This is a genomic window from Pseudomonas sp. Pc102 (genome assembly GCF_018408275.1).
GTDB lineage: Bacteria > Pseudomonadota > Gammaproteobacteria > Pseudomonadales > Pseudomonadaceae > Metapseudomonas > Metapseudomonas tohonis.
In genome coordinates, this window is the sequence record NZ_AP021905.1 from 5,173,135 (window position 1) to 5,186,291 (window position 13,157).

Below are 13,157 nucleotides of genomic sequence, written 5' to 3' on the forward strand. Positions count from 1 at the left end.
CGGTCGGCAGGATGGCGGCATTGTAACGGAAGTCCGAGCTCAACGCTCGGACTTGCCCCGCGACATTCAGGCCGCCACCACCTCCACCGGCACGCCATTGAGTGCGGCGTTGCCGGAGACCGCATCCAGATACCGCTCGTCGGTCAGGTCGTTGGCACTGGCCCCCGGCTGCTCGCTGGCGATGCCCATCATCACGCCCGGGCGCGCATGCCCCCAGCCGTGGGGCAGGCTGACGACGCCGGCCATCATCTCCTCGCTGGCCGCCACCTCGACCTCGATCATCCCGACCCGCGAACGCACCTTCACCCGCTGGCCATCGACCAGCCCACGACGCTCCAGGTCGCCTGGGTTCATCAGCAGCTGGTGACGCGGCTTGCCCTTCACCAGCCGGTGGTAGTTGTGCATCCAGGAGTTGTTGCTGCGTACGTGACGGCGGCCGATCAGCACCAGCCCGCCTTCCTCGGGTGCGGCCTGCGTGGCGAAGCGGGCCAGGTCGTCGAGGAAGATCGAGGGGGCTGCGACCACCCGCTTGTCGGTTGTTTTCAGGCGACCCGCCAGGTTGGGCTTGAGCGCGCCCAGGTCCAGCCCGTGGGGGAACTCGCCCAGGCGCTGGACGGACAGCTTGTGCTCGGAACGATCGCCATAGGGGCCGAAGCGCAGGCCCATGTCGATCATCTGCCTGGGCTCCAGGGTCGGCTTCAGCTCCACGCCGGTACGCGCCGCGAACGTCTTGGCCAGGCCGACGAAGATCTCCCAGTCATGCAATGCACCCTGGGGCTTGGCCAGCACCGGCTCGTTGAAGCGGGTGACGTTACGCACGGCGAAGAGGTTGAAGGTGGTGTCGTAGTGATCATGTTCCAGCGGCGCGGTGGGCGGCAGGATCAGGTCGGCGTAGCGCGTCGTCTCGTTGATGTAGAGGTCGATGCTGAGCATGAACTCCAGCCCGTCGAGGGCCTGTTCGAGGCGTCGCCCGTTGGGAGTGGACAGCACCGGATTGCCGGCGACCGTCACCAACGCGCGGATCTGCCCCTCACCCGGGGTCAGCATCTCCTCGGCCAGGGCCGAGACGGGCAGCTCGCCACCGTACTCCGGCAGCCCGGAGACGCGACTCTGCCAGCGGTTGAAATGACCGCCCGAAGTGGTTGCGACCAGGTCCACGGCCGGCTCCGTGCAGAGGACACCGCCGACGCTGTCGACGTTGCCGGTGACCAGGTTGATCACCTGGATCAGCCACTGGCAAAGGCTGCCGAAGGCCTGGGTGGAAACCCCCATGCGCCCGTAGCAGACGGCGCTCCCGGCAGCGGCGAAGTCACGCGCCAGCTGGCGGATGGCGGCGGGATCGATGCCGCAACGCGGGCCCATGGCCTCGGCGGTGAACGCGGCGATGGCACGGCGGACCTCGTCCAGCCCGTCGACCGCCAGGTGCGTCGGACGGCCAAGCCCCTCTTCGAACAGGGTGTTGAGCAATGCCAGCAGCAGCGCTGCATCCTGCCCCGGCCGCACGAACAGGTGCTGGTCGGCGATGGCGGCCGTCTCGCTGCGACGCGGGTCCACCACCACCAGGCGGCCGCCGCGCGCCTTGATGGCCTTCAGGCGCTTCTCCACGTCGGGCACGGTCATGATGCTGCCGTTGGACGCCAGCGGGTTGCCGCCGAGGATCAGCATGAAATCGGTGTGGTCGATGTCGGGGATGGGAATCAGCAGGCCGTGGCCGTACATCTGCTGGCTCACCAGGTGGTGGGGCAACTGGTCCACGGAGGTGGCGGAGAAGCGGCTGCGGGTCTTCAGCAGGCCCAGGAAGTAGTTGCTATGGGTCATCAACCCATAGTTGTGCACGCTCGGGTTGCCCTGGTACACGGCCACTGCGTTATTGCCGTGGCGCGCCTGGATGTCGGCCATGCGCTCCGCCACCAGTGCGAACGCCTCGTCCCAGCCGATGGGTTGCCACTCGCTGCCGGCGCGGCGCATGGGCTGGCGCAGGCGGTCGGGGTCGTTCTGGATGTCCTGAAGGGCAACGGCCTTGGGACAGATGTGGCCACGGCTGAAGCTGTCCTGGGCATCCCCCTTGATGGACAGGATGTGCCGGGAGCCATCTTCCCGATCCTCGGTTTCGATGGTCAGCCCGCAGATGGCTTCGCAGAGATGGCATGCACGGTGGTGAACGGACTTGGTCATGGCCTTGCCTCATGTTCTTGTGTCGAGACGACCGGTCGGGTCGCAAGGGTAGAACTATGGAAGCAGATCGATCGGTCGGCCAGTAGATTCAATGATATGAATCGGCAGGCATCAGGCCTGCCGATTCGCTTCGCGGGTCAGCGGATGGACTGGATGGTGCCCTTGTTGCCGGTCACCTTGGCGCTCACTTTCTTGAAGACGAAATAGTCCTGGATGGTGAGCTCGTAGCGCGGCGCCACGATCAGGTCGGCACCGGAGGATTTGACGGCCTTGAACGCGGCAGCGGATTTCACCGCCGAGATGGGATCGGGCCCGAAAGGCAGGCTGCCACCGGCATCACCGCCGTAGACCACGCCATCAGCGAACTGGGAGTCGCCGCCGAACTGCAGGAAGTGGAACAGGATGTTCACTTCGGACTGGCCACTGATCGGCTCGCCTACCGCCACGTCGGCCTTCAGGCCGGTCTTGACGTTGCCGTTGAGCGGTGAGCTCGGCTGGCTGACGTTGTAGCTGCTGCAACCGGTCATACCGGCGATTGCGACGACCAGGGCGGCAGGTACGAGGAACTTCTTCATTGGTATCTCCATGATCAGAACATGCTGGCCGGACCCAACATCCATAGGCGGGCCCCGCCCCCGAAACCGGATGATTTCGAGGCGGCACAAGCTAGCAACGCACCCTGCGTCACATAAGTTCATGCAGGCTGATTTGTCCTCTGGAAATTTCCCAAACCCCACCTTTTCGCCGAATTTCCTCGCATTGGGCCAGGCGTTCGTGCCACCCGGTCCGGCCGCTATCCCTGGCAGCACTCTCTGCTTAACGCTCAGGATGGTTTCCGCCCCGCCCCTCGACCAGACACCGAAGAAGACGCCCGCACACCTCTGGCACGGGCCCTTCGAGGCACTGGTTGGCAGAGTGCGACAATTCCTTATAAGATCGCGCCTCCCCCTATTCCGTCGCCCCGTGCGGCTTAGCCCGCCGGTCCCGCCTGCTTTTCCCTGAAAAAACCGACCAGGACCCGCGGCCAGAGGCAAAAAAAGGTAGTCAGCAATGAGCGCAAGGCACTTTCTCTCCCTGATGGATTGCACCCCCCAGGAGCTGAGCAGCCTGATCCGTCGAGCCATCGAGCTGAAGGACCTGCGCCACCGAGGCGTCCCCTACGAGCCCCTGAAAAGCCGCGTGCTGGGCATGATCTTCGAGAAGGCCTCCACCCGCACCCGCCTCTCCTTCGAGGCCGGCATGATCCAGCTCGGCGGCCAGGCTATCTTCCTCTCGCCCCGCGACACGCAGCTGGGCCGGGGCGAGCCGATCAGCGACTGCGCCATCGTCATGTCGCGCATGCTCGATGCGGTGATGATCCGCACCTTCGCCCACAGCAAGCTGGTGGAATTCGCCGCCAACTCGCGCGTTCCGGTGATCAACGGCCTGTCCGACGACCTGCACCCCTGCCAGTTGCTGGCCGACATGCAGACCTTCCAGGAACACCGCGGCGCCATCCAGGGCAAGACCGTGGCCTGGATCGGCGATGGCAACAACATGTGCAACACCTATATAGAAGCGGCGATCCAGTTCGACTTCCGCCTCAACGTCGCCTGCCCCGAGGGCTTCGAGCCCAACCCGGCGTTCCTCGCCCAGGCCGGCGACCGCGTGCAGGTGATGCGCGACCCGCGTGAAGCGGTACGCGGCGCCCACCTGGTGAGCACCGACGTCTGGACCTCCATGGGCCAGGAAGAGGAGACCGCGCGGCGCCTGGCGCTGTTCAAGCCCTACCAGGTGAACCAGGCGCTGCTTGCGCTGGCCGATGAAGCGGTTATCTTCATGCACTGCCTGCCGGCGCACCGGGGCGAGGAAATCAGCATGGACCTGCTCGACGACCCGCGTTCCGTGGCCTGGGACCAGGCAGAAAACCGTCTGCATGCGCAAAAGGCGCTGCTGGAACTCCTCGTCGAACACGCGTCCCGAGCATGAGCCACGAACTGCTTCTAAACCTGCGCAACCTGAGCTGCGGCTACCAGGACCAGCGCGTCGTACAGAACCTCAACCTGCACCTCAACGCCGGCGACATCGGATGCCTGCTGGGGCCGTCCGGATGCGGCAAGACCACCACCCTGCGCGCCATCGCCGGCTTCGAACCCGTGTTCGAAGGCGAGATAGTGCTGGCCGGCGAGGTGATCTCCAGGGCCGGCTTCACCCTGGCCCCGGAAAAGCGCCGCATCGGCATGGTGTTCCAGGACTACGCGCTGTTCCCCCACCTCACGGTGGAGGAGAACGTCGCCTTCGGCATCCGCAAGCACCCCGAGCGCGAGCGCATCACCGGCGAGCTGCTGGAGCTGGTCAAGCTCGGCCACCTCGCCAAGCGCTACCCCAACGAGCTCTCCGGCGGCCAGCAGCAACGCGTGTCCCTGGCCCGCGCCCTGGCGCCGGAGCCGGCGCTGCTGCTGCTCGACGAGCCCTTCTCCAACCTCGACGGCGAGCTGCGCCGCCGCCTCAGCCATGAGGTGCGCGACATCCTCAAGGCCCGCGGCACCAGCGCCGTGCTGGTGACCCACGACCAGGAAGAGGCCTTCGCGGTCAGCGACCAGGTGGGCGTGTTCAACAACGGCAACCTGGAGCAGTGGGACACCCCCTACAACCTCTACCACGAGCCGGCGACCCCCTTCGTCGCCAGCTTCGTCGGCCAGGGCTACTTCATCCGTGGCCAGCAGGTCTGCCCGGATACGGTCCAGACCGAGCTCGGGGTGATCAGCGGCAACCGTGCCTACGCCTGGCCGGAAGGCAGCGCGGTGGACGTGCTGCTGCGCCCGGACGACATCGTCCCGGCGCCCGATGGCACGCTCAGGGCATTGGTGACCGGCAAGACCTTCCTCGGCGCCGCCACCCTCTACCGCCTGCAACTGCCCACCGGCACCCAGCTGGAAGCCATCTTCCCCAGCCATGCCGACCACCAGCCCGGCCAGCACGTGGGCATCCGCGTGGCCGCCGACCACCTGGTGGTGTTCCCCGCCAACGGCAGCGTCGCCACCCAGGCCGTGCAGGACGCGGGCGTGCGCCGCTACAGCACGGCGAGCTGATCGCGGCCGCTGTGCTTGGCCTCATAGAGCGCCATGTCGACCCGCAGCAGGCTGTCTTCCCAGGACTCGCCGGGCCGATAGGCGCTGACCCCGAGGGACAGCGTCAGCTTCAGGCCCGGGCATTCATCCCAGTGCGCGGCGCGCACCTTGGCCTGCAAGCGCTCCAGCATCACCTCGGCGCCCGCCTCGTTGGTGCGTGAAAGCACCAGCAGGAACTCCTCGCCGCCCAGCCGCGCGACGAAGTCCACGTCCCTCACCGAGTCCTGGAGCATCTTCGACAATTGGCGCAGCACCGCGTCGCCACAGCCGTGGCCATAGCGATCGTTGACGTTCTTGAAGTAGTCCAGGTCCACCAGGCAGAGCACGAAGCCATAGTCGCCACGATCGGCCAGGGCCTTCTGCTGGGCCAGGATATCCTTGGTGAAACGGCGGTTGTAGAGCCCAGTGAGCTCATCGGTGATGGCCAGCTTCTGGATGCTTTCCAAAGCCACGCGCAGGTCGTTGTTGCGCTGCACCAGGCTGCGCCGCAGGCCGTTCATCTCCAGCGAAAGCAGGCCGACGCCGGTCAGCAGCACGAAGAACTCCACCGCCTGGATCGCCTCGCTGTGCAGGTCGAGTTCCCGCCTCGAGGCGACCAGCGAGCTGATGAGCAGGGCGTAGCACACAGCGGTCAGCAGGATCACCAGCAGGAAGCCGCGCAACTGCAGGCGGAAGGTGCCGAACATCAGCACCAGCAGCACCGTCATCAAAAACAGCAGGCGCAGCTCGCCGGCATGGTAGGCGGTGGCGAAGATCACGCAGATCGCCCAGCTCATCAGCGGCAGCGTCAGGCTGGGATCGTGGAAGCGCAGGTTGAGGTTGCTGCGCACCAGGGCCATGAACGCCAGGCAACTGAGCCCGACCAGGCCCGTGAGCATGAGCATGCCGCCCAGGCTCAGGCCCAGGTAGCCGGCGGCGTGCGCCGACCAGCACAACAGCAGGAACAACAACGATGCACCGCTGGCCAGCGATACCCTTCGCAGGCGCAACAGCTGATGTCGGGAGGGCTGCATGGGCTCCCCTTTCTTGGCGATGAATGGCCGGGAGTATAGACAGGCGTCGTGATCCCGCCGCCAATCAGGGCGTGGTCACGCCATAGCTGCGCATCAGCGCATCCAGCCGGCCCGAAGCCCGATAGCGCTGCAGCCCCTCCTCGAACAGGGCGTTGTAGCGTGCGCTGGCCTCGATGGCGGGGGAAAACGCCAGGTAGATGGGCACATCCGGGGCGCGGCAGCCCGCCGCCTGCAGGCGATCCTGCTGACGGGTGCGGGCCAGCAGGTTCTCCATCACCCAGCTGTTCTCCACCGTGGCGTCGAGGCGCCCGAAGCGCACCTTCTCCACGTTCATCTCCAGAGCCTGCTCGCCCGAAACCACCTGCACCCGGTCGCCTTTCGCGCGGTGCAGGCGGACGTAGGCATCGATCTCCTGCCCATAGCTGTAGCTGTTGATGGTGCCCAGGCGCACCTGCGCGAGCGAACCCAGCCCCTGGTAGCGCCAGGACGCCCCCTGGGCGACGTAGAAGCACATGCGCGAGATGCCCGGCGCCGTGGGCGTGTAGAGGAAATCGGGAGCGTCCTGGATACCGGCGCCGATCACCGCATTGAGCTTGCCGGTGCGGGCATCGCTGATGGCGCGCGCCCAGTTGACCACCCGGTACTCAACCTGGATGCCGGACTCGGCGAAGATGTCCCGCGCCAGCTCGACGAAGATGCCCGGCTTGGCCGAGCCGGGCGCGCAGTTGATCGGGCACCAGATATCGCCGGCAATGACCAGCGTCTCGGCACGCACGGGGCCGATGGCGAACAACGCGGCCAGCCCGAAGGCCAGGCCGCGCGCACGGCGATGACGGAAAGCATCCCTGAAATACACGTAGAACTCCCTGTGTTGCGACCAACTCCAGCGTGCAGCTTACGCCTCGCTGGCCTCGCTGCGTACCCGCTTGACGGCATCCAGCCATCCTTCGTAAAGCCTGGCCCGGTGCGCGCTCGCCATGTGCGGGGTGAAACGCTGCTGGCGATGCCAGTGACGGGCGATCTCGTCGAGGTCGCGGTACAGCCCCGCCTTCAGGCCCGCCAGGTAGGCGGCGCCCAGGGCGGTGGTCTCGGTGACCTCGGGGCGTTCCACCGCCACACCGAGGATATCGGCGAGGAACTGCATCACCCAGTTGTTCTCCACCATGCCGCCGTCCACCCGCAGCGCGCTGGGCGCCGCCGCGCCATCCTGGCTCATGGCTTCGAGCAGGTCGCGGGTCTGGTAGCAGACCGACTGCAGGCCGGCGGTGACGATTTCCTTGATCCCGGTGTCGCGGGTCAGGCCGAAGATCGCGCCACGTGCACGCGGGTCCCAGTAAGGTGCGCCCAGGCCGGTGAAGGCCGGCACCAGGTAGACGCCGCAGGCATCGCCGGTCTGCTCGGCCAGCGCCTCGGTATCGCGGGCATGGCTGATCAGCTTGATGCCGTCGCGCAGCCATTGCACCGCCGCGCCGGCGACGAAGATGCTGCCTTCCACCGCGTAGGTGACCTTGCCGTCCAGGCGGTAGCCGACCGTGGTCAGGAGGCGGTTGCGCGAGGTGACGGGCGTCTCGCCGGTGTTCTGGATCAGGAAGCAGCCGGTGCCGTAGGTGCTCTTGACCATGCCCGGCTGGAAGCAGGCCTGGCCGATCAGCGCGGCCTGCTGGTCGCCGGCCATGCCCAGCACCGGAATCGCGGCGCCCAGCAGCGGCGCCTCGGTGGTACCGAAGTCGGCGGCGCTGTCGAGCACCTCGGGCAGCAGGCTGGCGGGGATCTCGAACAGCTTGAGCAGCGCCTCGTCCCACTGCTGGGTGTGGATGTTGAAGAGCATGGTCCGCGACGCATTGGTGGCGTCGGTGCGGTGCGCCTTGCCGCCGGTCAGCCGCCACAGCAGGAAGCAGTCGACGGTGCCGAAGCGCAGCTCGCCCTTCTCCGCGCGTTCGCGGGCACCCGGCACGTTGTCAAGGATCCAGCGCAGCTTGGTGGCGGAGAAATAGGGGTCGATCAGCAGGCCGGTACGGCGCGACACCTCGTCCTCGTGGCCGGCCTCCTTCATCGTCGAGCAATAGTCGGCGGTGCGCCGGTCCTGCCAGACGATGGCCGGGTGGATCGGCGTGCCGGTCGCGGCGTCCCACACCAGGGTGGTCTCGCGCTGGTTGGTGATGCCGATGGCGGCGATCTCGGACGCGGGCATCCCGCTCTTCTGGATCGCCTCGCGGCAGACCTTGAGCGTGGTCAGCCAGATTTCCTCGCCGTCATGCTCGACCCAGCCGTCCTTGGGGAAGTACTGCTTGAACTCCTGCTGAGCGCGCGCAACGGGCAGGCCCTGGGCGCTGAAGACGATGGCACGACTGCTGGTCGTGCCCTGATCAATGGCAAGTAGGTACTGGGCCATATGCAGGCTTCCTTGTTGTTATGGGGGGCGTCACTCGCGGCCGATCGCCGCGAACTGCGCCTGGGTGTGCTGGGCCAGGGTGTCCGCACTCAGCTCGACCTCCAGGCCACGCCGGCCGGCGCTGACATGGATGGTCGGGTGCGAACGGGCCGATTCGTCGATGAAGGTGCGCAGGCGCTTCTTCTGCCCCAGCGGGCTGATGCCGCCCACCAGGTAACCGGTGGCGCGCTGGGCTGCGTCCGCCGCCGCCATGTCCGCCTTCTTGGCCCCGGCCGCATGGGCCAGCGCCTTCAGGTCGAGGGTCCCGGCCACCGGCACCACGGCCACCAGCAGCTCGCCCTTCTCGGTGGCGGCCAGCAGCGTCTTGAACACCCGCGCCGGGTCCAGGCCGAGCTTCTCGGCCGCTTCCAGCCCGTAGGAAGGCGCCTTGGGATCGTGGGTGTAGCTGAGCACCCTGTGCTCGGCCTTGGCTTTCTTCAGCAGATCGATGGCAGGCGTCATGTTCGATAGTGAAAACAGGAGGGCGAATTGGGCGTACCTTAGCTGAAAAGTCGCCGTTCGGCAGCACGCCGCTATAATGCGCGACAAAAATCCGGAAGCCCTCCCCATGACCTTGGCGCCCCGCCAGCAGGAAATCCTCGACCTCGCCCGCGACCGCGGCTACGTCAGCATCGACGAGCTGGCCCAGGCCTTCGCCGTGACCCCCCAGACCATCCGCCGCGACATCAACCAGCTCGCCGAGCAGGGCCTGCTGCGGCGCACCCACGGCGGCGCCGCCAGCGAGGCGTCGAGCATCCAGAACACCGCCTACGCCATGCGCGCCGGACAGATGCGCGACGAGAAGCAGCGCATCGCCGAAGCCGTGGCGGCACTGATCCCGGACCACGCCTCGCTATTCATCAACATCGGCACCACCACCGAGGCCATCGCCCGGGAACTGCTGGGCCACAAGGGCCTGAAGGTGATCACCAACAACCTGCACGTGGCCGCGCAACTGGCCGACCGCCCGGACTTCGAGGTGCTGGTGGCCGGCGGCACGGTGCGCAGCGACGGCGGCATCGTCGGCCAGTCGGCGGTGGACTTCATCCAGCAGTTCAAGGTGGACTTCGCCATCGTCGGCATCAGCGGCATCGACGACGACGGCAGCCTGCTGGATTTCGACTACCAGGAAGTGCGCGTCTCCCAGGCCATCATCGACAACGCCCGCCAGGTCCTGCTGGCCGCCGACTCCAGCAAGTTCGGCCGCAACGCCGTGGTCCGCCTGGGCTCCATCGCCCTGGTCGACCGCATGATCACCGACCACGCGCCCTCCCCCGCCCTGGCCCGCCTGATGGCCGAGCACAAGGTCCACCTCGACCTGGTCTGAGCCACCCCACCGGCCAATTCCTTTCGTCGCCCACCCGCCGGCCACCACGCCGGCGGGCTGGCGGTTTCATGCGTATTCGTCTAGCATTTTTCGAAAACGAACATACAAAGTTCACTTTCGACTTCCGGTGCCCGCATGAACCCTCCGATGAGCCGCAAATCGCCCATTTCCGAAGTCTATGACCTCGCCGTCGTCGGCGGCGGCATCAATGGTGTGGGCATCGCCGCCGATGCGGCGGGCCGTGGACTGTCCGTTTTCCTTTGCGAAAAGGACGACCTCGCCCAACACACCTCCTCCGCCAGCAGCAAGCTGATCCACGGCGGCCTGCGCTACCTGGAGCACTATGAATTCCGCCTGGTGCGCGAGGCCCTGGCCGAGCGCGAGGTGCTGCTGGCCAAGGCGCCGCACATCGTCCGCCCCATGCGCTTCGTGCTGCCGCACCGCCCGCACCTGCGCCCCGCCTGGATGATCCGCGCCGGCCTGTTCCTCTACGACCACCTCGGCAAGCGCGAGAAGCTGCCGGGTTCGCGCGGCCTGAAGTTCGGCGCCGGCAGCCCGCTGAAGGCGGACATCGCCCGGGGTTTCGAATATTCCGACTGCTGGGTCGACGACGCCCGCCTGGTGGTACTCAACGCCATGGCCGCCCGCGAGCACGGTGCCCATGTCCACACCCGTACCCGCTGCGTCAGCGCCCGTCGCAGCAAGGGCCTGTGGCACATCCACCTGGAGCGCGCCGACGGCACCCTGCTGTCGATCCGCGCCCGCGCCCTGGTCAACGCCGCCGGCCCCTGGGTCGCGAAGTTCATCAAGGACGACCTCAAGCAGAAATCGCCCTACGGCATCCGCCTGATCCAGGGCAGCCACATCGTCGTGCCGAGGCTGTACGAGGGTGAACACGCCTACATCCTGCAGAACGAGGATCGGCGCATCGTCTTCGCCATCCCCTACCTCGAGCGCTTCACCCTGATCGGCACCACCGACCGCGAATACCAGGGCGACCCGGCCAAGGTGGCCATCAGCGCCGAGGAAACCGCCTACCTGCTGGACGTGGTCAACCGCCACTTCAAGCAACAGATCGGCGAGAAGGACATCTTGCGCACCTACTCCGGCGTCCGCCCGCTGTGCGATGACGAGTCGGACGACCCGTCCGCCGTCACCCGCGACTACACCCTGTCCCTGGAGGCCCATCCGGGCGAGGCACCGCTGCTCTCGGTGTTCGGCGGCAAGCTCACCACCTACCGCAAGCTGGCCGAATCCGCCCTGGCCCAGCTGGCGCCCTTCTTCCCCAACGCCAAGCCGAGCTGGACCGCCAGCCAGCCGCTCCCCGGCGGGGAACAGATGAACAGCCAGGCCGAACTGGCCGAAGCCCTGTGCAACCGTTTCGGCTGGCTGCCCGACAGCCTGGCGCGGCGCTGGGCCGGCACCTACGGCAGCCGCACCTGGGCGCTGCTGGACGGCGTGCAGAACCTCACCGACCTGGGCGAACACCTGGGCAGTGGCCTGTACACGCGTGAAGTGGATTACCTGTGCCGCGAGGAGTGGGCCACCGGCCTGGACGACATCCTCTGGCGCCGCACCAAGCTCGGCCTGTTCATGACCCCCGGCCAGCAGGAGCGCCTCGCCCAGTACCTGCTCAACCGCCCCAAGGCCGACGCCGCCTGACCTGATCCCAGGTCCACGCTGCGACCCGGGCTGAAGCCCGGGCTACCCAGTAGTCCGGGATGCGGCTCGCCACCACCCCCACACCGTCATCCCCGCGAACGCGGGGACCCACTGAACAAAGCCCTCACAGCTGCGCCACGTGCCCATCCACCTGCCGATGGGCCAGCAGGTGCGGCAGTACCGCCGCCAGCAGGGGCTCCTTGAAAGCCTCCTGGAAGCGATGGGCCAGGCCCGGGATCAGCTTCAGCTCCGACCCCTTGATATGCGCCGCCACATGCACGCCATGCATCACCGGCAGCAACGGATCGGCGGTGCCGTGCACCACCAGGGTCGGCACGCTCAGGCGGTTGAGCATCTCCACCCGGCTCGGCTCGGCGAGGATCGCCAGCATCTGCCGCTGCACCCCCTCGGGGTTGAAGGCGCGGTCATAGGCCCGCGCAGCCTGTTGCAGCAGTTGCGCACGGTCATCGGCCACCTCCGGGCTGCCCAGTGCGGCCAGCAGATCGGCCTGCTGCTCCAGCGCCACCTCGCGGCTCGGCGCCTCGCGACGGGCCAGCAGGGCGATCAGCGCATGGCTCGGAGCCGGCAGCCCCTGGGCGCCGGAACTGGTCATCACCAGGGTCAGGCTCAGCACCCGTTCCGGCGCGATATCGGCCACATGCTGGGCGATCATCCCGCCCATGCTCGCGCCCAGTACATGGGCCTGGCGGATGTTCAGGGCGTCCATCAGGCTCAGCGCGTCCCCCGCCATGTCACGCAGGCTGTAGGGCGCCTGCACCGGGAAGCCCAGGCGGTAGCGCAGCGCCTCGTAGGTCAGGTTGGCGGCAGGTTCAGGGTGACTCCAGGCGGACAGGCCGACATCGCGGTTGTCATAGCGGATCACCCGGAACCCCCGCTCGCAGAGCGCCGCCACCACCTCGTCCGGCCAGTGGATGAGCTGCCCGCCCAGCCCCATGATCAGCAGCAGGGCCGGGTCCTTTTCCTCGCCGATGCTCTGGTAGGCCAGGCGCACCTCGCCCAGGTGCACGGTCTCCGTCGGCACCTGCGTATCGCAGCGCGCAGAGGCAAAAGCTGGCAGGCCGCACAGCAAGGCGGCGAGAAAAATGAAAAGGCGCATGGTGAAAATCCAGAACGCAAAACCCCAGTGAAACGCGATTCTGATGAATCCCTTTCGCTCGCACTGCCACACAACCGTGACAATTTCATGAAGGGCGCCCAACGGTCGTTGCAGGCTCGTGCATGGGCCCTTCCCAGGCGCCTCGTATCGATTTCATTCCGGCGTATCGACAACGCTACAGCGGCTGCGGGCCATGGCAGCCGTGAGTCTGACCGCCACCGGGCCGACCCGGTTCGGACGGCTGTAGCGAAATCCCTACAGCGGCGCCGCAGCGCAGGGCCGGCCCAACGAGCAACCCATTGATAAACCTGGCTTTCCCGGC

Annotated in this window: 11 protein-coding genes; 4 read left to right on the forward strand and 7 right to left on the reverse strand. The window is 67.0% G+C overall.

Features of this window, described 5'->3' with window-relative positions; genetic code table 11:
* Positions 1–66: 66 nt before the first annotated feature.
* Together PHLH3_RS23665 and PHLH3_RS23670 are read right to left on the reverse strand one after the other, a co-directional pair.
* Positions 67–2,175 (reverse strand): molybdopterin oxidoreductase family protein, encoded by a 2,109-nt coding sequence (locus tag PHLH3_RS23665; RefSeq protein WP_213626000.1) that lies wholly within the window; start codon positions 2,173–2,175, stop codon positions 67–69.
* A gap of 137 nt (positions 2,176–2,312) precedes the next feature.
* Positions 2,313–2,750, reverse strand: a complete 438-nt coding sequence (locus PHLH3_RS23670) for a hypothetical protein (protein ID WP_111261083.1) — start codon at positions 2,748–2,750, stop codon at positions 2,313–2,315.
* A gap of 475 nt (positions 2,751–3,225) precedes the next feature.
* Between PHLH3_RS23670 and argF the strand changes: the two genes are divergently transcribed.
* Entirely contained in the window at positions 3,226–4,143 is a 918-nt protein-coding gene (argF, locus tag PHLH3_RS23675) for an ornithine carbamoyltransferase (RefSeq protein WP_111261082.1), read from the forward strand.
* On the forward strand, positions 4,140–5,246 hold the full coding sequence (locus PHLH3_RS23680; protein ID WP_213626001.1) for an ABC transporter ATP-binding protein: 1,107 nt from the start codon (positions 4,140–4,142) through the stop codon (positions 5,244–5,246). Before argF ends, PHLH3_RS23680 begins: the two co-directional genes overlap by 4 nt.
* On the opposite strand, the gene PHLH3_RS23685 is transcribed toward PHLH3_RS23680, so the two are convergent.
* The 4 genes from PHLH3_RS23685 to ybaK form a co-directional block, all read right to left on the reverse strand.
* Positions 5,228–6,298, reverse strand: a complete 1,071-nt coding sequence (locus tag PHLH3_RS23685; RefSeq protein WP_213626002.1) for a GGDEF domain-containing protein — start codon at positions 6,296–6,298, stop codon at positions 5,228–5,230. The two genes, PHLH3_RS23680 and PHLH3_RS23685, sit on opposite strands and share 19 nt — an antisense overlap.
* Positions 6,299–6,362: 64 nt before the next feature.
* A complete protein-coding gene (locus PHLH3_RS23690) occupies positions 6,363–7,154 on the reverse strand; it encodes a transporter substrate-binding domain-containing protein (RefSeq protein ID WP_213626003.1) in 792 nt (263 codons plus the stop codon).
* 39 nt (positions 7,155–7,193) lie between these two features.
* Positions 7,194–8,690 carry a glycerol kinase GlpK gene (glpK, locus tag PHLH3_RS23695; RefSeq protein WP_213626004.1) on the reverse strand — a complete coding sequence of 499 codons (1,497 nt, stop codon included), beginning with the start codon at positions 8,688–8,690 and terminating at the stop codon, positions 7,194–7,196.
* Between the two features lie 30 nt (positions 8,691–8,720).
* Positions 8,721–9,191: a Cys-tRNA(Pro) deacylase gene (ybaK, locus tag PHLH3_RS23700; RefSeq protein ID WP_213626005.1), complete on the reverse strand. Its 471-nt coding sequence runs from the start codon at positions 9,189–9,191 to the stop codon at positions 8,721–8,723.
* Between the two features lie 106 nt (positions 9,192–9,297).
* On the opposite strand from ybaK, the gene PHLH3_RS23705 reads away from it, so the two are divergent.
* Complete coding sequence (locus PHLH3_RS23705; protein WP_111261076.1) at positions 9,298–10,056, forward strand: DeoR family transcriptional regulator; 759 nt, start codon at positions 9,298–9,300, stop codon at positions 10,054–10,056.
* Between the two features lie 135 nt (positions 10,057–10,191).
* Positions 10,192–11,718, forward strand: coding sequence for a glycerol-3-phosphate dehydrogenase (gene glpD / locus PHLH3_RS23710; RefSeq protein WP_173175935.1), 1,527 nt, complete (start codon positions 10,192–10,194; stop codon positions 11,716–11,718).
* Between the two features lie 124 nt (positions 11,719–11,842).
* On the opposite strand, the gene PHLH3_RS23715 is transcribed toward glpD, so the two are convergent.
* Positions 11,843–12,835, reverse strand: a complete 993-nt coding sequence (locus PHLH3_RS23715) for an alpha/beta hydrolase (RefSeq protein WP_173175933.1) — start codon at positions 12,833–12,835, stop codon at positions 11,843–11,845.
* Positions 12,836–13,157 lie beyond the last annotated feature (322 nt).